This window comes from Paraconexibacter antarcticus (assembly GCF_024220175.1).
Taxonomy (GTDB): Bacteria; Actinomycetota; Thermoleophilia; order Solirubrobacterales; family Solirubrobacteraceae; genus Paraconexibacter; species Paraconexibacter antarcticus.
In genome coordinates this window covers 1,094,428-1,114,081 of the sequence record NZ_CP098502.1, presented here as the reverse complement: position 1 = coordinate 1,114,081, position 19,654 = coordinate 1,094,428, and the positions used below count along the sequence as shown (strand labels likewise).

General features: G+C 74.1%; 20 protein-coding genes. 12 read left to right on the top strand and 8 right to left on the bottom strand.

Going from position 1 to position 19,654, the window contains the following annotated elements; genetic code table 11:
* The first annotated feature begins 11 nt into the window (after positions 1-11).
* The 4 genes from NBH00_RS05610 (at position 12) to NBH00_RS05595 (ending at position 2,999) form a co-directional block, all read left to right on the top strand.
* Positions 12-1,139 carry a LuxR C-terminal-related transcriptional regulator gene (locus tag NBH00_RS05610; RefSeq protein ID WP_254572366.1) on the top strand — a complete coding sequence of 376 codons (1,128 nt, stop codon included), beginning with the start codon at positions 12-14 and terminating at the stop codon, positions 1,137-1,139.
* Positions 1,140-1,271: 132 nt separating this feature from the next.
* The gene (locus NBH00_RS05605) at positions 1,272-2,099 is read left to right on the top strand and encodes an SDR family NAD(P)-dependent oxidoreductase (protein ID WP_254572365.1); all 828 of its coding nucleotides are present in this window, start codon (positions 1,272-1,274) and stop codon (positions 2,097-2,099) included.
* Between the two features lie 32 nt (positions 2,100-2,131).
* The gene (locus tag NBH00_RS05600; RefSeq protein WP_254572364.1) at positions 2,132-2,602 is read left to right on the top strand and encodes a GNAT family N-acetyltransferase; all 471 of its coding nucleotides are present in this window, start codon (positions 2,132-2,134) and stop codon (positions 2,600-2,602) included.
* Positions 2,603-2,627: 25 nt separating this feature from the next.
* Entirely contained in the window at positions 2,628-2,999 is a 372-nt protein-coding gene (locus NBH00_RS05595) for a cupin domain-containing protein (RefSeq protein ID WP_254572363.1), read from the top strand.
* An 8-nt stretch (positions 3,000-3,007) separates the two neighbouring features.
* Here the strand turns inward: NBH00_RS05595 and NBH00_RS05590 are convergent, their stop codons facing one another.
* Positions 3,008-3,805, bottom strand: a complete 798-nt coding sequence (locus NBH00_RS05590; RefSeq protein WP_254572362.1) for a lysophospholipid acyltransferase family protein — start codon at positions 3,803-3,805, stop codon at positions 3,008-3,010.
* A gap of 65 nt (positions 3,806-3,870) precedes the next feature.
* Positions 3,871-5,349, bottom strand: coding sequence for a glycerol kinase GlpK (gene glpK / locus NBH00_RS05585; RefSeq protein WP_254572361.1), 1,479 nt, complete (start codon positions 5,347-5,349; stop codon positions 3,871-3,873).
* 85 nt (positions 5,350-5,434) lie between these two features.
* Between glpK and fusA the strand changes: the two genes are divergently transcribed.
* The gene (gene fusA, locus NBH00_RS05580; RefSeq protein WP_254572360.1) at positions 5,435-7,465 is read left to right on the top strand and encodes an elongation factor G; all 2,031 of its coding nucleotides are present in this window, start codon (positions 5,435-5,437) and stop codon (positions 7,463-7,465) included.
* 414 nt (positions 7,466-7,879) lie between these two features.
* Here fusA and NBH00_RS05575 read toward each other — a convergent pair whose 3' ends face one another.
* The gene (locus NBH00_RS05575) at positions 7,880-8,569 is read right to left on the bottom strand and encodes a glycosyltransferase (protein WP_254572359.1); all 690 of its coding nucleotides are present in this window, start codon (positions 8,567-8,569) and stop codon (positions 7,880-7,882) included.
* Between the two features lie 72 nt (positions 8,570-8,641).
* On the opposite strand from NBH00_RS05575, the gene NBH00_RS05570 reads away from it, so the two are divergent.
* The gene (locus NBH00_RS05570; protein ID WP_254572358.1) at positions 8,642-8,854 is read left to right on the top strand and encodes an acetyl-CoA carboxylase biotin carboxyl carrier protein subunit; all 213 of its coding nucleotides are present in this window, start codon (positions 8,642-8,644) and stop codon (positions 8,852-8,854) included.
* 4 nt (positions 8,855-8,858) lie between these two features.
* Here the strand turns inward: NBH00_RS05570 and NBH00_RS05565 are convergent, their stop codons facing one another.
* Positions 8,859-9,650: an enoyl-CoA hydratase/isomerase family protein gene (locus tag NBH00_RS05565; protein WP_254572357.1), complete on the bottom strand. Its 792-nt coding sequence runs from the start codon at positions 9,648-9,650 to the stop codon at positions 8,859-8,861.
* A gap of 54 nt (positions 9,651-9,704) precedes the next feature.
* Complete coding sequence (gene pdxR, locus NBH00_RS05560; RefSeq protein ID WP_254572356.1) at positions 9,705-11,180, bottom strand: MocR-like pyridoxine biosynthesis transcription factor PdxR; 1,476 nt, start codon at positions 11,178-11,180, stop codon at positions 9,705-9,707.
* Positions 11,181-11,227: 47 nt separating this feature from the next.
* On the opposite strand from pdxR, the gene NBH00_RS05555 reads away from it, so the two are divergent.
* Both NBH00_RS05555 and NBH00_RS05550 read left to right on the top strand, forming a co-directional pair.
* Positions 11,228-11,629 carry a hypothetical protein gene (locus NBH00_RS05555; protein ID WP_254572355.1) on the top strand — a complete coding sequence of 134 codons (402 nt, stop codon included), beginning with the start codon at positions 11,228-11,230 and terminating at the stop codon, positions 11,627-11,629.
* Complete coding sequence (locus tag NBH00_RS05550) at positions 11,626-12,567, top strand: NAD-dependent epimerase/dehydratase family protein (protein WP_254572354.1); 942 nt, start codon at positions 11,626-11,628, stop codon at positions 12,565-12,567. The genes NBH00_RS05555 and NBH00_RS05550 overlap by 4 nt, the downstream gene beginning before the upstream one ends.
* A 39-nt stretch (positions 12,568-12,606) precedes the next feature.
* Here the strand turns inward: NBH00_RS05550 and NBH00_RS05545 are convergent, their stop codons facing one another.
* Complete coding sequence (locus NBH00_RS05545; protein WP_254572353.1) at positions 12,607-13,491, bottom strand: S49 family peptidase; 885 nt, start codon at positions 13,489-13,491, stop codon at positions 12,607-12,609.
* A 39-nt stretch (positions 13,492-13,530) separates the two neighbouring features.
* Between NBH00_RS05545 and NBH00_RS05540 the strand changes: the two genes are divergently transcribed.
* Complete coding sequence (locus NBH00_RS05540; protein WP_254572352.1) at positions 13,531-14,307, top strand: exodeoxyribonuclease III; 777 nt, start codon at positions 13,531-13,533, stop codon at positions 14,305-14,307.
* A gap of 9 nt (positions 14,308-14,316) precedes the next feature.
* Here the strand turns inward: NBH00_RS05540 and NBH00_RS05535 are convergent, their stop codons facing one another.
* Positions 14,317-14,730 carry a response regulator gene (locus tag NBH00_RS05535; protein ID WP_254572351.1) on the bottom strand — a complete coding sequence of 138 codons (414 nt, stop codon included), beginning with the start codon at positions 14,728-14,730 and terminating at the stop codon, positions 14,317-14,319.
* Between the two features lie 158 nt (positions 14,731-14,888).
* Here NBH00_RS05535 and bioB point away from each other — a divergent pair, with 158 nt between their 5' ends.
* From bioB to bioD, 3 genes are read left to right on the top strand one after another with little or no spacing between them, the layout of a single operon-like run.
* On the top strand, positions 14,889-16,106 hold the full coding sequence (bioB, locus tag NBH00_RS05530; protein WP_254572350.1) for a biotin synthase BioB: 1,218 nt from the start codon (positions 14,889-14,891) through the stop codon (positions 16,104-16,106).
* 13 nt (positions 16,107-16,119) lie between these two features.
* On the top strand, positions 16,120-17,358 hold the full coding sequence (gene bioF / locus NBH00_RS05525) for an 8-amino-7-oxononanoate synthase (RefSeq protein ID WP_254572349.1): 1,239 nt from the start codon (positions 16,120-16,122) through the stop codon (positions 17,356-17,358).
* 7 nt (positions 17,359-17,365) lie between these two features.
* Positions 17,366-18,046, top strand: coding sequence for a dethiobiotin synthase (gene bioD / locus NBH00_RS05520; RefSeq protein WP_254572348.1), 681 nt, complete (start codon positions 17,366-17,368; stop codon positions 18,044-18,046).
* On the opposite strand, the gene NBH00_RS05515 is transcribed toward bioD, so the two are convergent.
* Positions 17,985-19,550, bottom strand: coding sequence for a sensor histidine kinase (locus NBH00_RS05515; RefSeq protein ID WP_254572347.1), 1,566 nt, complete (start codon positions 19,548-19,550; stop codon positions 17,985-17,987). The two genes, bioD and NBH00_RS05515, sit on opposite strands and share 62 nt — an antisense overlap.
* Positions 19,551-19,654 lie beyond the last annotated feature (104 nt).

The window sequence follows — 19,654 nt, the reverse complement described above, 5'->3', positions numbered from 1 at the left end:
AGCGTCGGCGCATGGACGCCGCCCGCGGGGACACGACGTCCCCGCACCCGCTCGCCGACGACCTGCCGCCGTGGCCGCAGGACCCGCCGGCCGCGGCCGCGACCGCCGAACGGGCCGCGCTCGAGGACGAGGCGGCCGCGCTCGAGGAGCAGCTCGCGACGCTGGCGGCCGACGCGTCGCCGGCGCTGCGGGCGGCCGTCGACGCGCTGCTCGACCTACAGGAGCGTCGCGAGCGCGCCGCCGACCGGCAGGTGCGCGACCGGCTGGAGACGCTCGCGCGGGTGAACGCCGAGCTCGCGACGCTGCGGCGGCTGCCCAGTGCCGAGGCGATGATCGCCGCCGCGCCGCGGACGGCGTGCGCCGCCTGCGGCTTCGACCGCGCGGTCCTCTACCGGGTCCGCGGGCAGGAGCTGTACGCCGAGGCCTTCCACGTCGAGGGCGACCCCGAGGCCGCTGCCCGCCTGCTGCGCTACAGCCGCGAGCACCCCGCCGTCCTCGCGACCCAGGCGCTCGAGACCGAGATGGTCCGCCGCCGGCGCCCGATGGCCGTCGAGCAGGCCGTGGGCAACCCGCGCGTGTTCGCCGACCTCGCCGCCGCCTACGACACGCACTCCTACGTCGCCGCGCCGATCATGCCCGAGGGCCGCGTGATCGGCTTCCTCCACGCCGACCACCGGTTGAAGCCGCGCAAGGTCGACGAGTTCGACCGCGACGCGCTGTGGGCGTTCGCCGAGGGGTTCGGCTACGCGGTCGAGCGCGCGCGGCTCGCCGACCGGCTGCGAGACCAGGGCCGCGAGCTGCGCCACCTGCTGCGCCGCACGGAGGCGGTCGTCGCCGAGTACCTCGACGCCGAGGTCGAGCTCGGCTCCGAGGACGCCGCCGGGACCGGCGCCACCCGCGTGACCGCCGCCCTCCTCCCGGCCGCGGACGAGTCCGGCCTCCCCGAGTCGCTGTCCAAGCGCGAGCGCGAGGTGCTCGCGCTCCTCGGCGGCGGCGCCTCCAACGCCCAGATCGCCGCGCGGCTCTTCATCTCCGAGGAGACGGCGAAGTCGCACGTCAAGCGGATCCTCCGCAAGCTCGGGGCGGCGAACCGGGTCGAGGCCGCGACGATCTGGCTCAAGGCGCAGCCGGGGCGCTGACGCCGTGACCCGATCGGGCCGTGCGGCGGACCGCCCCACCCCTGGCGCCTGAATAGGATTCACCCGTCGCGGTCCGCCGCCCCAGCCGGGCGGACCCGCCCCCTACCAAGGTTCACGAGACAGGAGACGCGCATGGGAGTCCTCGACGGCAAGGTGGCCATCGTCACCGGCAGCGCCCGCGGCATCGGCCGCGCCACCGCAGAACTGCTCAGCGAGCAGGGCGCCAAGGTCGTCATCAACGACCTCGACGCCGACGTCGCGCAGCAGACCGCCTCGGAGATCGCGGGCGAGACCGCGGTCTACGCCGGCGACCTCACGAAGGGCGACGCGCCCGATCAGCTCATCAAGACCGCGATCGACGCGTGGGGCCAGATCGACATCATCGTCAACAACGCCGGCTACACCCTCGACGCGCCCATCCACAAGATGAGCGACGACTGGTGGGACCGCATGATCGCGATCCACACGACCGTCCCGTTCAAGGTCCTCCGCGCCGCCGCGCCGCACCTGCGCGAGCCGGCCAAGAAGGAGAAGGAGGAGGGCGTCGAGAACTTCCGCAAGATCGTCAACGTCGCGTCGATCTCGGGCACGATGGGCAACGCCGGCCAGGCCAACTACTCCGCCGCGAAAAACGGCGTCGTCGGCCTGACGAAGACGATCGCCAAGGAGTGGGGCCAGTTCAAGATCAACTGCAACGCGGTCGCGTTCGGCTTCGTCGACACGCGCCTGACGCAGTCGAAGGTCGATGACAACGTCATGGAGATCGACGGCGAGAAGGTCCAGCTCGGCATCCCGGACCAGATGCGCGCGATGGCGTCGATGATGATCCCGCTCGGTCGCCCCGCGACCCCGGAGGAGGCCGCCGGCGGCGTCTTCTTCCTCTGCTCGCCGTGGTCGAACTACGTCCACGGTCAGGTGCTGAACGTCAGCGGCGGGGTCTTCTCGGGAATGATGTCCTGAGCGGCTAACGCCACCCGTGCGATGGTGAGCTCATGGAGTTCACCATCGCGCGCGTCACCCAGGGGGACCTGCCCGAGCTCGTCGCGCTGATGCGCGGGTACTGCGCGTTCTACGAGGAGACGGCCGGGGTCGTGCAGGCGTCCGACGCCGACCTCGCCGCCTTCGGCCGCGCGCTGCTGGCCGACCCGGAGCGGGAGGGCGTGCAGCTCATGGCGTGGTCGGTCGAGGACGGGACCCCGCTCGGCTTCGCGACGGTCTTCTGGACGTGGTCGACGCTCGGCGCCGCCCGCCTCGCCGTCATGAACGACCTCTACGTCGACCCCGCCGCGCGCGGCACCGGCCTGGCGGACGCGCTCATCGCCGCCTGCCGGGACGAGGCCCGCGAGCACGGCGCCACGCGCCTGGCCTGGCAGACCGCGCCCGACAACCACCGTGCCCAGGCCGTGTACGACCGCGTCGGCGGCAGGCGCTCGGAGTGGCTGGACTACGATCTGCCCGTCTGACCACCCGCCGCCTGAGGAGGCCGCCATGAAGGTCATCAAGCCCGCGCCCGACCACGAGATGCCCCGCGGGGTCGTGGGCGGCGCCGAGATCTCCGAGGCGACGGCCGGCGCCCGCGACATCTACCTCGGGCGTTTCCGCGTCGAGCCGTCCGCCCGCTCGCGCCCGCACTACCACGCGTCCTGCGAGTCGGCCGTCTACATGCTCAGCGGCGCCCTCGAGGTGCAGTGGGGCGACGAGCTCGAGCACACGACGTCGCTCGTCGCCGGGGACATGGTCTACGTCCCCCCGCAGGAGACGCACGTCCTCCACAACCGCTCGGCGGACGAGCCCGCGGAGTACGTCGTCGCGCGCAACGCGGCGACGGAGGACTCCGTCGAGGTGCCCTGGGCCGGCTGACCGACGGCTCAGACGTGGGCGGCGCCGCGGACGCGGCGGCGGGCGCGGCGCTCCTCGCGGACGGTCCGCGCGACGGCGCCGGCGCCCTCGACGTCCAGGCGCCCGTACAGCTCCTTGATCGCCGTGAAGATCTCGTCGGCGACGGCCTGCTGCTGCGGGCGCGTGGTCTCGCCGGCGACCTGCTCGTAGCGGAACGGCTCGCCGTACTGCACGGTGATCTTCGGGAACTGCAGCCGCTTCCAGTTGCGGACCTTCGCGGAGCCGTGGATCGCGACCGGCACGATCGTCGCACCGGACTCGAGCGCGAGCCGCCCGATGCCCGGCTTCGCGGTGTCCGCGAGCTGGCCGGTGCGCGAGCGGCCGCCCTCGCAGTACATGCAGACCGCGCCACCGTCGGCGAGGATCTTCTTCGCGGTGATGAACGCGTCCTCGTCGCGGACGCCGCGGCGCACCGGGAAGACGCCGCCGGGCGAGTAGATCCACACCATCGGCGGGGCGAAGAGCTGCGACTTCGCCATGAACCGGAGCTTGCGCCGCGTGAACGCCCCGCAGAGGAAGTGGTCCATGAACGAGAAGTGGTTCGGCGCGATGATGATCGGGCCGGACTGCGGGATGTTGTGCGTGCCGATCGAGCGGGCGCGCAGCAGCGTGTACGAGTACAGCGAGGTCGCGATGCGGACCAGCTCGTAGACCCAGTTCGGCTTCTCGTTCCGGGCCCGCGCGTGGTAGCGGTCGAAGAACTCCTGGGGCCGGGTGTCCTTGTAGACCTGGTCCTTCATCTTCACGAGCTTCTCGTCCGGCGCCATCCGCGGATCCTACGCCGGTGGACGCGACGCCGCCCGCTGCCCGCACACCCTGTCAGGCCGCGTGTCTACGCCTGCACCCAGCCGCGGGAGCGGGCGACCGCGCGCTGCCAGTCGGCGAGCAGCGTCTCACGCTCGTCCTCGCCCATCCGCGGCTCATAGCGGGAGCGCTCCTGCCAGTGGTCCACGACGTGCTGCTGGGAGAAGACGCCCGCCCCGACGCCGGCCAGCAGCGCCGCACCGAGCGCCGTCGTCTCCGGCACCTCGGGCACGACGACGGGCACGCCGAGGACGTCGGCCTGGAACTGCATGAGCCACCCGTTCGCGGTCGCGCCGCCGTCCGCCTTCAGCGTCACCAGCGGCGTCCCCGAGACCGCCTCCATCGCGCGGACGGCGTCGACCGTTTGGTAGGCGATCGCCTCGAGCGTCGCGCGGGCGAGGTGCGCCCGGCCGCTGCCACGGGTCAGGCCGACGATCGTGCCGCGGGCGTACGGGTCCCAGTGCGGGGACCCGAGGCCGGTGAGCGCGGGGACGAGGTAGACGCCGTCGTTCGAGTCGAGCGACCGCGCCATCGCCTCGGTGTCGGACGCGCGCTCGATGATCTGCAGCCCGTCGCGCAGCCACTGGACCGCGGCGCCGGTCGCGAAGATCGCCGCCTCCAGCGCGTAGACCGTCCGCTGCCCGATCCCCCACGCGACCGTCGCGAGCAGGCCGGGCGGCGCCGGCGGCGGCGCGCTCCCGGCGTTCATCAGGACGAACGAGCCGGTGCCGTACGTGTTCTTCCCCATGCCCGGATCCAGGCACGCCTGACCGTAGAGCGCCGCCTGCTGGTCCCCCGCGATCCCGGCGACCGGGACCTCGTGCCCGTGCAGCGCGTCCGCGCGGGTCGTGCCGAACGTCCCGATCGACGGACGCACCTCCGGCAGCGACGCCTTCGGGACGCCGAGCAGCGCGCAGAGGTCGTCGTCCCACTGCCCGCGGTCGATGTCGTACAGCAGCGTGCGCGACGCGTTCGACGGGTCCGTCACGTGCTCGCCGGTGAGCTTGAAGACGAGCCAGCTGTCGATCGTCCCGAAGACCGCGCGCCCCTCGGCCGCGCGCTGCGCGAGGCCGTCGACGTGCTGCAGCAGCCACTCGATCTTCGTCCCCGAGAAGTACGGGTCCAGGACGAGGCCGGTGCGGGTGCGGACCATCGCCTCGTGACCCTGGCGCCGCAGCTCGTCGCAGCGGCCGGCCGTGCGACGGTCCTGCCAGACGAGCGCGCGGTGCAGCGGCTCACCGGTCGACGGGTCCCACACGCAGACCGTCTCGCGCTGGTTCGTGATGCCGACCGCCGCGAGCTCGCCCGCCGCGACGCCGGCGTCGTCGAGCGCCTCCCCCGCGACCGCCTGCGTCACCTCCCAGATCTCCGCGGCGTCGTGCTCGACCCAGCCCGGCTTCGGGAAGTGCTGGGTGAACTCGCGGTACGCGCGCCCCTGGAGGGTGCCGTCGTGGTCGAAGACCAGGCACGTCGAGCCGGTGGTCCCCTGATCGATGGCGAGGATCATCGGCGCGAGCCTACCGATGCCCTTCCCCGCGGCCGCGCCGCCGGGGTATGGTCGGCGGACCGCCACACGTAAGAGGAGCCATTCGATGCCCACAGCTGCGGACAGACTCCGCAACGTCGCCCTCGTCGGTCACCGTGGCAGCGGCAAGACGTCGCTGCACGAGGCCCTGCTCTTCCAGTCCGGCGCGGTGAGCCGGCTGGGCCGGGTGACGCAGGGGACGACGGCCTCCGACAGCGACCCGTACGAGCAGGCGCACCAGATGTCGATCAGCGCGTCGCTCACCTCGACGACGTGGAAGGGCCGCAAGCTCAACCTCGTCGACACGCCCGGGGACCCGAGCTTCGTCGCGGACGCCCTCGGCTCGCTGCGCGTGTGCGACGCGGCCGTCTTCGTCGTCGATGCCGTCGCCGGCGTGCAGGCCGGGACCGCGCGCCTCTGGGACCGCGCCGCCGAGCTCGACGTCGCGCGGATGGTCTGCGTCAACATGCTCGACCGCGAGCGGGCCGACTTCTACCGGTCGCTCGCCTCGCTGAAGGAGGCGTTCGGCCCGCACGTCGTCGCCGTCGAGATCCCGATCGGCAGCGAGCGCGACGTCCGCGGCGTCGTCGACCTCGTCGACATGAAGGCCTACGAGACGACCGGGGAGGGCCGCGAGGACACGCGCGAGATCCCGATCCCCGACGACATGGCCGACATCGCGCAGGAGTACCGCGAGCGGCTCATGGACGAGGTGAGCGAGGTGTCCGAGGCGCTCATGGAGCGCTACCTCGAGGGCGACGAGATCGCCCACGACGAGATCGTCGCCGCGCTGAAGGAGGGGACGAACCACGGCGGGCTGTTCCCCGTCGCCTGCACCGTCGCGACGCGCAACCTCGGCACCGTCCGGCTGCTCGACGCGATCGTCGAGGACCTCCCCTCCCCGGCGAAGCACGGCGCGCTCGTCCTCCCCGGCATCACGCTCGACCCCGACCCGGACAAGCCGCTCTTCGCCTACGTCTTCAAGACGACGGCCGACCGCTTCGCCGGCCGCATCAACGTCTTCCGCGTCTACCAGGGCACGATGACGCCCGACACGCAGGTGATGAACACCCGCACCCACGACCGGGAGCGGATCGGGCAGCTCCCGGAGGGGCCGCTCGGCCCCGGGGACATCGGGTCGATCGGCAAGCTCAAGGACACGCACGCCGGCGACTGGCTCGCCGCCCGCGACGAGCCGATCGCGATGCCGCCGCTCGACCTCCCGGCGCCGGTCATGGCCTTCGCGGTCACGCCGCACAACGCGGGCGACGAGGACAAGCTCTTCACGGCCCTGCGGCGCGTGCAGGAGGAGGACCCGACGATCGAGCTGCGGCGCGACCCGCAGACCGGCGAGGAGATCGTCGCCGGGCTCTCGCAGCTCCACGTCGAGCAGATCGTCGACCGGCTGAAGACGCGCTTCGCCGTCGAGGTCGACCTCAAGCCGCCGCGCGTCCCCTACCAGGAGACGATCCGGCGCCCCGCCGAGGGCCACGGCCGCCACAAGAAGCAGTCCGGCGGACGCGGGCAGTTCGGTGACTGCCAGATCACGGTCGAGCCGTGCGCGGACGCCCCGTTCGCGTTCGTCGACGCCATCCGCGGCGGCGCGATCCCCGGCAGCTTCATCCCCGCGGTCGAGAAGGGCTGCCTGGAGGCGCTCGAGCACGGGACGGTCGCGGGCTTCCCGGTCGTCGGGGTGAAGGTGACGCTGCACGACGGCGGCTACCACCGCGTCGACTCCTCCGAGCTCGCCTTCAAGGCCGCCGCCCACCTCGCGATGCGCGAGGCGCTCGCCGCCGCGGACCCCGTGCTGCTCGAGCCCGTGATGCTCCTGACGCTCACCGTGCCCGACGACGCGGTCGGTGACGTCATGGGCGACCTCGCGTCGCGTCGCGGACGCCCGCTCGGCGTCGCCCCGGCCGGCGGCAGCACCGTCGTCAAGGCCGAGGCGCCGATGGCCGAGCTGCTCACCTACGCCCCCGACCTGCGCGCGATGACCGCCGGCGAGGGCGACTTCTCGATGGAGTTCGTCCGCTACGAGGAGGTCCCCCCGAACCTCACGGCCGGCGTCGTGACGGCGGAGGCGGCGGGCGTCGCCTGAGCGTCGAAGGAGCGTCGGACGACCGAAGGCCCTGGGGTCAGCGGGGCCTTCGGCAGATGGTGGGGTCAGCCGGAGCCGGTCTGCCGACGGGGCTGTCCCGTCCCCGCCGGCAGATCCCCTCGGCTCCGGCCGACCTCACCGCATGGCGGTGTCACACGCGGGAGAAACACGCCCGGCCGGAGGCCGGACCGCCATGTCACCGGGGCACTGGGTCAGGGCACCCAGGTGACGGATCCGCACGAACCGAGGAGCCGCGGTGTCGCAGGAGGAGACGGTGCGAGCCCCTCGTCTTGCTGTCGTGCCGGACATGGCCCCAAGGTACGGTCGCGACGCCTGCGGCCCCATCGACACCCGGTCGGAAGTCGGGCCACGGTTTTCGCCCCGCGGTCGAGCCGCAGGTCGGAGGTCCGTCGTTCAGCGCCGGCTGAGCTCGACGAGCACGAAGTCCTTCAGCTGGCGGCCGCGGTGGAGGAACCCCCGCACCGTGCGGCCGGTCGCGCGATGCGTGAGGTCGAGCGCGACCTCACCGACGGTGAAGCCCGCCCGGGCGGCGTCGACGGTCATCCCGATCTCCATCCCGAAGCGGGGCGCGAACGGCACGACGACGGGCAGCACGGCGCCGCGCATCGCCCGCTGACCGCTGATCGGCGCCTGCAGCTCCAGGCCGCAGAGGCGCTTGATGGCGCCGTGCGCGTACCCGACGGCGAGCCCGAAGCCGCCCCCGACCTTGCGCGCGAACGAGGCGACGGCGAGGTCGCAGTCGCCGCGGCGCACCGCCTCGACGAGCGCCGGCAGCTGGTGCGCGGTCGCGGCGAGATCGCCGTCGCAGAGGACGACGACCGGCGGGTCGTCGACGAGCACCGCGGGCAGGACCTGCCGGGCGGCGAGGGTCGCGACGCCACCCTTACCGATGTTCTTCGGCGCCCGGACGAGCTCGACGCCGGCCGCGGCGGCCACGCGCGGCGTGTCGTCCGTCGAGTGGTCGTCGGCGACGAGGATGCGGGCCCCTGCGAACGCGTCGCGGAGGGCGGCGACCGTCGCGGTCAGCCGGTCGCCCTCGTTGTAGGCGGTGACGATGATGATGACGTCGGGGCTCGCGTCCATGAGGGCGGATATGGTCGCAGCCGCGAGCCCCCGGGGTCCGCGTCATGTCAGCCCGAGAAGGAGAACGCGCAGATGTCCGACGTCGAGGCCCACATCACCGGGACCGTCTGGAAGGTCGAGGTGAAGGTCGGCGACACCGTCAGCGAGGGCGACACCGTCGTCATCCTCGAGTCGATGAAGATGGAGATGCCGGTCGAGGCCGAGGAGCCCGGCACGGTGAAGGAGATCCTCTGCGCCGAGGGTCAGGCCGTGAACGAGGGCGACGCCCTCGTCATCCTCGAATAGCGCCTCAGCGGCCCTGCCACCGTGGGGTGCGCTTCTCGGCGAAGGCGGCGACGCCCTCGCGGAAGTCGTCGCTCACGAAGCACGCCTTGCGCAGCGCGATGAGCTCGGCGGCGACGTCCGGAGCGACGTCGCCCTCCGCGGCGAGGAGCGCGCGGATCACCTGCTTGTTGCCGCGCAGGCTGAGCGGGGCGGCCGCGGCGAGCTGGCCCGCCCAGTCGAGTCCGGCGGCTTCGAGGTCGCCCGCGGGGACGACGCGGTTCACGAGCCCCCACGCCTCGGCCTGCGCCGTGTCGATGTAGCGACCGAGGAGGAAGAGCTCACGCGTGTGGGGGACGCCGATCGCGTCGATGAAGCGCCGCAGGCCGGTGTGCGAGTACACGAGGCCGAGCTTCGCCGGCGGCATGCCGAGCTTGATCGTGTCGGCCGCGATCCGCAGGTCGCAGCTCAGCGCGAGCTCGAGCCCGCCGCCGATCGTGTGACCAGGCAGAACCGCGAGCACCGGGATGTCGCAGGCGTCGAGGGCGTCGAGGGCGCTCGTGAACGGGTGCGCGACGAGCTTCTCGGCCTCCTGGGGGAAGACGTCCGCCGGGATGTCCCCGATGTCGTAGCCCGAGGAGAACATGCCGTCCTCGCCGGTGAGGACGAGTGCGCGGACCCCGTCCCCGGGCGCCGCGTTCACCGCGGCGGCGATCGCGTCGAGGATGGGGTGGTCGAGCGCGTTGCGCTTGGACGGGTTCGAGATGGTGAGGCGGCGGACCCCGTCCGCCGGCTCGTCGACCTTCAGCTCGCCGGGCATCGCCCGGGACGGTAGTGATCCGAGACCGACCGGCGACGTGCGGTGCCGCGCCCGTCACCCGAGCGCGTCGACGGCCTCGGCGAGCCGGCGGACGCCCTCGCGGATGGCGGGCGGCGCAAGCGCGCCGTAGCCCATGACCACGGCCGAGGCCTGCGGCGGCGGGTCGGCGCGCCAGCCGGACAGCGGATAGACGCGGACGTCCCGGGCGAGCGCCTCGCGGTCGAGCGCCGCGGCCTCGACCGGCGCGGGCAGCCGCACGACGACGTGCAGCCCGGCGGCGATGCCCTCCGCGCGAGCCCCGGGGAGGAACTCGGCGAGGGCGTCGATGAGCGCCCCGCGGCGGCCGTGCTGGCGGCGGCGGGCGGCGCGGACGTGCCGGTCGTACCCGCCGGAGGCCATGAAGCGGGCGAGCGCGGCCTGCTCGAGCACCGGGGAGCCGCCGTCGAGCAGGCGCCGCGCGTGCACGGCCACCGCGAGGCGGTCCTCGGGGACGACGATCCACGCGAGCCGCAGCGCCGGCGCGAGCGTCTTGCTCACCGACCCGAGATACGCGACGTGGCCGGGCGCGAGCGCCTGCATCGCCCCCACCGGCGCCCGGTCGTAGCGGTACTCGGCGTCGTAGTCGTCCTCGATGAGCAGCCGGCCGTGCTCCTGCGCCCAGCGCGTGAGCGCGGTGCGGCGGCCGGCGGCGAGCGTCACGCCGGTGGGGCTCTGGTGCGCCGGTGTCAGCAGGGCGGCCGCGACGTCGGCATGGGCGACCGCCTCGTCGCGGACGCCGAGCGCGTCGACCGGCACCGGGACGAGCTCGGCCCCCGCCGCGTCGAGGACGAGACGGTGCTCCGGGAGGTACGGGTCCTCGACCGCGACGCGCACGGGCCCGCCCCCCGCCTCGGCGCGCAGGGCGGCGACGAGGACGTGGAGCGCCTGCATGACGCCCTGGCAGACGACGAGCTGCCCGGGGCGGCAGACGACGCCGCGCGTGCGGGGGAGCAGCTCGGCGAGGACGCTGCGCAGCTCCGGCAGACCGCGGGGGTCGGTGTACCCGAAGGCTGCGTCCGGCAGCTCGCGGAGTGCCTCGCGCGTGGCCCGGCCCCACGCCGCGCGCGGGAAGGCCGAGAGATCCGGATGGCCCGGGAAGAAGTCGTAGCGGACGACGGCGCGCGCGGGCGGGCCGGAGCCCCGCACGCCGGGTCGCCCGCCCGCCGGCGGGCGGAGGCGGGTCCGGCGCGCCGGCGCGGCCGGGGGCTCCGGCAGGGCCCGGCGGACCGTCGTCCCCACGCCGACGTGCGCCTGGAGCCAGCCCTCCGCGACGAGCTGCTCGTAGGCGCCGACGACGAGGCGCCGGGAGACCCCGAGGTCCCGCGCGAGCGTGCGCGTGGGCGGGACACGGGCCCCCGGCGCGAGGCGTCCCGTCCGGATCGCGTCGCGCAGCGCCCCCTCGACCTGCGGGCCGAGCGGCCCGCGCCCGCGCTGGGGTGGCCGCAGCAGGAGCTCGGGCCCGGCGTCGGGATTGGCACCCTGAAACTCCATCGGATTGGATCTTCCCAGGGTGCCACTCGGAGGTCTACGGTACGCCGATGAAGGACATGCGCCTCGTCCCGGCCGGCCTGTACGCCTACGGCTCCGAGCAGCTCGCGCAGGGGTTGTGGATGCTCGTCTCCCCCGGCACGTTCTTCACGGCGCTCGGCCCGTTCGGGGCCCGCAACGACCACTACACGCGTGACGTCGCCACCTGGTCGCTCGCGCTCGGCGTCGTCTGCCTGCTCGTCGCCCGCCGCCCCTCGCCCGCGCGCGCCGCGGTCCTGCTGCTCGCCGGGCTGCAGGCGGCGCTCCACACCGTCAACCACGTCGCCGACGCGGATCTCGCGCACCCGGGGTGGGTCGGGGTCTTCGACGCGGTCGCGCTCGGCCTGCTTGCCGCGTCGCTGCTCAGGCTCTGGCGGGTCTCGGCCACGCCCCCTGCGGAGGTGACCTCATGAAGGTGCTCGTCGCCGGTGCCACCGGCGCCATCGGCCGCCCGCTCGTGCCGCTGCTCCAGGACGCGGGCCACGACGTCGCCGCGCTCGTCCGGTCGGCCGCGCGCGCCGACGAGGTCCGCGGCCGGGGTGTCGAGCCGCACGTGTGCGACGTCTTCGACGCCGCGTCGGTGCGGGACGCGGTCGCCGTGGCCGCGCCCGACGTCCTCGTCCACCAGCTCACCGCCCTGCCGGCGCTCCTCGACGTGCGCCGCTACGAGGAGCAGCTGCGCCCGACGAATCGCCTGCGCGCCGAGGCGACGCCGCACCTCATGGCGGCCGCGCAGGCGGCGGGGGTGCGCCGCGTCGTCTGCCAGTCGATCTCGTTCCTCACCGCCCCCGAGGGGCCACCGGTGCAGGACGAGGACGCCCGCGTCTACCTCGACGCGCCGAAGGCGTTCGCGGCCGCCGTCGCCGCGACGCACGCGATGGAGCAGTGCGTCCTGCACACCGACGGCGTCGAGGGCGTCGTCCTCCGCTACGGCTTCTTCTACGGCCCGGGGACGGCGTACGCGACCGACGGAGGCACCGCCGGGGAGATCCGCGCGCGGCGTTTCCCGATCGTCGGCGCCGGCGGCGGGATCTCCTCGTTCGTCCACATCGACGACGCCGCGGCGGCGACGGTCCTCGCCCTCGACGGCGGGGCGCCCGGCGTCTACAACGTCTGCGACGACGAGCCCGCGCCGATGCGCGAGTGGCTGCCGGCGATGGCGGCGGCGCTCGGGGCCAGGAAGCCGCTGCGCGTGCCCGCGATCATCCCGCGCCTGCTCGTGGGTCCGCACGTCGTCCACTTCGCGACGACGCTCCGCGGCAACAGCAACGCCCGCTTCAAGCGGACGTTCGGGTGGACGCCGGCGCATCCGACGTGGCGCACGGCGTTCCCGGAGGTGCTCACAGGCTGAACGGACATCGGTCCGGTCACGGACCGGGTGGAGGTCCGCTCAGCGGCCGTAGCGCGCCCAGGCGGCGCGCTCCTCGGCGACGTCGAGCAGCGCACGGACGGTGTCCGTGGCCCGGCCGCCCCGGGCGGCCGACCCGACGCCGAGCCGCGCGAGCAGCGGCTTGCGCGCGTCGACGGTCGTGATCTCCGCGTCCGGCCAGCGCTCGGCGACGACGCTGCGCAGCGTGCCGAGCCGGTCGGCGAGCCCGAGCTCGACGGCGCGGGCGCCGGTCCACACCTCGCCCTCGAAGAGGTTCGTGTCGCCGGCGGTGAGCCGGTCGCCGCGGCGCTCCTTCACCCACCCGATGAAGAGCTCGTGCAGCTCGCCGTGGAGCCCGCGCAGCCACGCGACGTCGTCGGCCTTCTCGGGGAGGAACGGGTCGAGGCGGGCCTTGCTCTCACCGGCCGTGTAGAGGCGGCGCTCGACCCCGAGCCGCTCGATGAGGCCGTCGAGGCCGAAGCCCTGCGTGACGACGCCGATCGATCCGACGATCGACGTCGCGTGGACGACGATCTCGTCGGCGGCGCAGGCGAGCCAGTAGCCGCCCGAGGCGGCGAGGTCCTCGCAGCAGGCGATGACGGGGACGTCGTGCTCGGCGGCGAGCCCGCGGATGCGGTCGGCGACGAGAGCGGACTGCGTCGGCGAACCGCCGGGGGAGTTGACGAGCAGCACGACCGCCTGCAGCCGTGCCGCGTCGATCGCGAAGGCGCGCTTGAGGGCGTCCTCGGTCGTCGCGAGGCTGACGCCGCCCCGCAGCGGGGGCGGCGTGGCGGTGATGATGCCCTGGAGCTTCACCACCGCGACGACCGGCTTCGCCGCCGGGAGGCGCTCCTTCAGCGCGGGCGGCAGGGGCAGGGACGCGACGACGTCGGCGGCACGGGTCATGGCGCCGAGCGTAGCCATCGATGCGATAGGACTGCGGGCGTGCGCCTCGTCACCTGGAACGTCAACTCCCTGAAGGCCCGTCTGCCGCGCGTCCTCGAGTTCCTCGCGCAGCACGAGCCGGACGTCCTCTGCCTGCAGGAGACGAAGTGCGCGCCGGAGGCGTTCCCGGTCGACGAGCTCCGCGCCGCCGGCTACGAGGCGGCCCATCACTCCGGCGGTCGCTGGGCCGGCGTGGCGGTCCTCGCGCGGGCGGAGCTCGGAGTCGCCGACGCGCGCGCGGGGCTCGACGGCGAGGTGCAGGCCGACCAGGCCCGCTGGATCGAGGCGACGGTCGCCGGCGTCCGGGTCGCGAGCGTCTACGTCGTCAACGGCCAGGAGGTCGGCTCGCCGGTGTTCGACGAGAAGCTGCGCTTCCTCGAGGCGATGGCGGCACGGGCGGCCGCGCTGCGGGACACGGGTGCCGAGGTCGTCATCGCCGGCGACATGAACGTCTGCCCGACCGACGCCGACGTGTACGACCCGGCGGCGTTCGCGGGGGCGACGCACGTGACGGAGGCCGAGCGCCGTGCGCTGGCCGAGGTCGCCCGCGCCGGGGGCCTGAGCGACGCCTACCGCGCCGTCCACCCCGAGCCCGAGCAGCAGTTCACCTGGTGGGACTACCGCGCCGGCCACTTCCACAAGGGGCTCGGGCTGCGGATCGACCTCATCCTCGCGAGCGCGGGGATCGCGGGCGCGCTGACGTCCGTCCACATCGAGCGCGACTACCGCAAGGGCACGAAGCCCTCCGACCACGTGCCGCTCGTCGCGGACTGGTGAGGAGGGGCGTCAGGCGGCGAGCTCGCCGCCCGCCCGAGCGGCGGCCTCGACGACCGTCGAGACGATGATCTCGAGGTCGACGCCCTTCTCGAGGTAGGCGACGGCCCCGGCCTCGAGCAGCTGCTGGGCGACCTCGTCGCGGGCGAAGCCGGAGAGGCCGACGACGCGCGTGCCCGGCGAGGCGTCGAGGATGAGCGGCGTCGCCTGCAGTCCGTCCACGTGGGGCATCGCGAGGTCGAGCAGGACGACGTCGGGCCGGAGGCGCTCCACGACGGCGACGACCTCGCCGCCGTCGCCGGCCTCGCCGACGACCTCGATCCCGGGCTGCTCCTCGAGCACGGCACGCAGCAGCCCCCGCAGCGCGGGTACGTCATCGCAGAGCACGACGGTGATCCGTCGCGGGTTGTCGGTCGGCTGCAGCACGGCTCGGGGAGCGGACTCTAGATCCCTGTCCGACGACCCACCATCCCCACTTCCGGTGATCCACGACAACCTGTCGCGTCCACGATGGCCGTGCCGGGCACCCCCCGAGCGGGCGGTCGCACGACGCGTCATCCGCGTTCACGCCTAATCTGAACGCCATGCCGCCGTTGATCTCCCGTGATGAGGCCCTAGCGCTGGGCGCCCTGACCGACCACGCCGACATCGAGAAGCTCGTGGAGCGGGCGTGGGACGCCCGGGTGGCGACGTTCGGGGACTCGACGGATCTGTGCTCGCTCGTGAACGCGAAGTCCGGCGGGTGCGCCCAGGACTGCGGGTTCTGCGCGCAGTCGCGCTTTGCGGAGTCCGAGACGCCGATGCACGCGATGATGGAGCCCGAGCAGATCCTCGAGCACGCCAAGGCGGCCGAGGCGGCGGGCGCGCACCGCTTCTGCATGGTCACCCAGGGCCAGGGGCTGACCAAGCGCGACTTCCAGAAGATCCTCGACGGCGCCAAGCTCGTGGCCGAGCACACGAACCTCAAGCGCTGCGCGTCGGTCGGGCACATGTCCGTCGACCGCGCCAAGCAGCTGAAGGAGGCCGGGATCCAGCGGGTCCACCACAACGTGGAGACGGCGGAGTCCTACTACCCCGAGGTCTCCACCACCGTCCGCTACGAGGGCCGGCTGCGCACGATCGACGCGGTCCGCGAGGCGGGCCTCGAGACGTGCGTCGGCGGGATCCTGAACCTCGGCGAGTCCGACGAGCAGCGCGTGGAGATGGCCTTCGAGCTCGCGTCGATCAACCCCACGTCGGTGCCGATCAACCTCCTGAACCCGCGGCCGGGCACGAAGTTCGGCGACCGCGACTACCTCGACCCGTGGGAGGCGGTCAAGTGGATCGCGATCTTCCGCCTCATCCTTCCCGAGGCGCTCTTCCGCCTCTGCGGCGGCCGCGTGGAGAACATCGGTGACCTGCAGCCGCTCGCGGTCAAGGCCGGCCTGAACGGCGTGATGATGGGCAACTTCCTCACCACCCTGGGGAACACCCCGGAGCAGGACCGCAAGATGTTCACCGACCTGGGCCTGAACATCGCCCGCCACGAGGACAACGGCGCCTCGCCGCGCCCGGACAACCGCTCGGGCTGGCTCGAGGGCGAGACCCCCGACGTCGTGGAGTCCTACCTGGACACGCGCGACGAGGCCGAGGCCGCCGGCCTGGAGATCAAGCTCTGGGACCCCGCCTCGCAGCTGCGCTTCGCCAAGCGCGAGAAGGTCATCCCGCCGCGCCCGGACGGCGCCGAGAACCGCTGGCCGGGTGGGCGGGACGATCTCATCGATGACGAGCTCGTCACCAGCGGCCTCCCGCACGGCCTGTAAGCCGGGACGCGCGGTGAGCGACCTCGAGCAGCGGCTGGCGGACCTCGAGGACCAGGGGCTGCGCCGGCGCATGCGCCTGGTCTCCGGCCCGCAGGGCTCGCGGGTCGTGCTCGACGGCAGGCCCGTGCTGCTGCTCTGCTCGAACAACTACCTCGGGCTCGCCGAGCACCAGCGGGTCCGCGAGGCCGCCGCCGACGCGGCGATGCGCTACGGCGCCGGGGCCGGCGCGTCCCGCCTCGTGTCGGGCACGATGAGCATCCACCGCCGGCTCGAGCAGCGCCTGGCCTCCTTCAAGGGGACCGAGGCCGCCGTGCTCTTCGGGTCGGGCTACCTCGCCAACACCGGCGTCGTGAGCGCGCTCGCCACGGCCTCGGGGCCGGACACCGTCGTCTACTCCGACGCGCTGAACCACGCGTCGATCGTCGACGGCTGCCGCCTGGCCCGCGCGCAGACCGTCGTCTACGACCACTGCGACACCGACCACCTGCGCTGGTGCCTCGAGCAGCACACCGGGCGCCCGGGCATCATCGTCACCGACTCGGTCTTCTCGATGGACGGCGACGTCGCCCCGCTCGCGGACATCGTCGCGCTCGCGCGCGAGTTCGGCGTCCGGCTCGTCGTCGACGAGGCCCACGGCACCGGCTGCTGCGGCCCCGAGGGCCGCGGCGCGATCGCCGACGCCGGCGTGGACCCCGCCGCGGTCGACGTCATCGTCGGCACGCTCGGCAAGGCGCTCGGGTCCTACGGCGCGTTCGCCGCCTGCAGCGCGACGATGGCCGACTACCTCACGAACACCGCACGCCAGCTCATCTTCTCCACCGCCCCGCCCCCGCCGTCGGTCGCCGCCGCCCTCGCCGCCCTCGACCTCGTCATCGAGGACCCGTCCTACGCCACCCGGCTGCAGGCCAACGCGAACACCCTCCGCGACGCCCTCGCGCGCGAGGGGTTCGAGGTCGCGGGCGCGAGCACCCAGATCATCCCGCTCATCGTCGGCGACGCCGCCCTCGCGATGCGCATCTGCGAGCTCGCGATCGAGGGCGGCGTCTTCGCCCAGGCCATCCGCCCGCCGACCGTCCCCGAGGGCACGAGCCGCCTCCGCCTCGCCGTCATGGCCTCCCACACGAAGGCGGAGCTCCGCGAGGCGGCCGCCGTCCTCGCCCGCGCCGCCATGCAGGCCGGCTTCCGGCCCGCCTCAGGACTCCCCGTCGCCGCCACGCAGGGGCCCGCGTCGCCCCGGCACGCCGCCGCGTAGGACCGCCGTGCCCGGCTGCTTCGTCACCGCCACCGACACCGGCGTCGGGAAGACCGTCGTCGCCGCGACGATCGCCGCCGGCCTGCGCGTGCAGGGGGTGAGGGTCGCCGCGAGCAAGCCGGTCGTCACCGGGATCGACGAGCCCGACCCCGGGGGCATGCCCGCCGACCACGTCCTCCTCGCCGCCTGCACCGGACAGGCCCCGGAGGACGTGACGCCGGTGACCTTCCGGCCCGCCGTGTCCCCCCACCTCGCCGCCGACCAGGCCGGGACCGCACTCGACCCGGAGGCGCTGCTCGCCCACGCGCGGGCGGTCGGCGCCGCGGCCGAGGTCATCGTCGTCGAAGGGGTCGGCGGCCTCCTCGTCCCGCTCACGCGGACGTGGTCGATCCGCGATCACGCCGTCGCGCTCGGCCTGCCGCTCGTCGTCGTCGCGCGGCCGGCCCTCGGGACGCTGAACCACACGCTGCTGACGCTCGAGGCGGCGCGGGGCGCCGGGCTCGAGGTGCGGGCGGTGGTGCTGACGCCGTGGCCGGCGGAGCCGAGCGCGCTCGAGGCCGACAACCTCGCGACGCTGCGCGAGCTCGGCGGCACCCCGGTGTGGACGCTGCCGCGGCTGCCGGTCCTCACGCCGGCGGCGCTGGCGGAGGCGTCGGAGGGCTGGCCGCTGCGGGACTGGACGGCGTAGGCGTAGGCGCCGGTGCGGGGGCGGGGGGCGCCGCGGCCGGGAGGCGCAGGCGCCAGCGCAGGCGGCCGCCGTCGTCGCTGCCGGAGAGGCTCCCGCCGAGCTGCTTCGCCGCCTCGGCGGTGACGAAGAGGTCGACGCCCGTGCCCTGGTTCTCGAGCGTGCCGAGGACGCCGGCCGGAGCGGCGAGCAGGGCCGCGAACCCCTCCTCGGTCTCCGGGGCCGGGCCGGGCTCCCAGACGTCGAAGACGACGCCCTCGTCGTCCGTTCCGAGCGCGACACGGACCGCCGCGGCGTCGCCGTCGGCCGCGGTGACGCCGCGGGCGACGAGCGCGGTGATCAGCTGGTGCACGCGGACGCCGTCGGCGTGGGCGACGGCCGGGCCGGGCGGCGTCGCGGGCGCCGGGACGCGGAGGCGGCCCGTGACCTCCTCCACGACCGGCACAAGGTCGACGTCCCCGAGCCGCAGCGCGAGCGGCTCGCCGTCGACGAGGCGCACGTAGTCGAGCGCCTGCCGGACGACCTGGCGCAGCGCCACCGCGTCCCCCTCCAGCCGCGCCGCCGACTGCTGCACCATCTCGCCGGGCATCGACGCGCCCCGCCGGGCGAGGACGCCGGAGATCGCGACGACCCCCGCGACCGGCGTCTGCAGGCCGTGGGAGACGGCGCCGAGGATCTCCACCCGCGTGCGCGCGGCGGCGAGCTCGGCCTCGAGGACGCGGGCGCGCGACTCGCTGAGGGCGAGGGCGTTGTCGAAGCGCTTGGTTCGTTCCCCGGACAGGACGCCGAGCGCGACGAACAGCGGCGCCGCGAGCAGGAACGCGTAGGGCTCCCGGGCCGTTGCCAGCGCGGCCATCAGACCCACTGGGGCGAGCAGCCCATCGAGCGCGTAGATCTGGACGAAGAGCCGGAGTTGCAGGTCCGGGCGTACGTCCTGGGCGAGCCACTCCCGGGTGACGCCCGACGCCGCGTCGCACAGCATGAACGCCGCGAACGCGAGCAGATACCAACCCGCGTCCGCGAACCGGGGCTGTCCGGGGTCGACCGCGACGGCGAGCACGAAGGCCGGCCCGACAGCATGCCATCCGTTGCCGAGCGCCGCGAGGGCCCCCTCCGGATGGGCGCGGCCGGTGGCGTAGTCAGGCACCCGGGCGAGCACCGCGCTCAGCGCGACGAGGATGGGGACGACTGCGGGAGGCTCGATGAAGAGCGCCGGAACGGTGACGAGCACCGTCGGGGCGGTCCACCCCCGACCGATCTCGAACCGGATGCGCCACGCACCGACGAGTGCGACGAGCAGAACGGCTGCGGCCACGGGATCGAAGTCCTCGCTCCCTCCGACGGCGAGGGTTCCGAGCGTCGCCGCGATGAAGGCCGCGCCGACGATCGCCTGGGCCCGGAACTCGCGGGCGGACATCCGCTCGGAGAGCACCGCGCGCTGCGCCTGCAGAAGGCTCGCGACCTCCGCATTCGTCTCTGGCTCCACACTGGCCGGGGGTGTAGCCACGAAGGTCATTCTCGGGCCTGTGCAAAACCCGTGCAAGCACGCACGTCGTCGTGCGGCTCCGCCTCCCCTCCTGGGTCCCGAATGCGGTTAGTCGCTTTTGGACA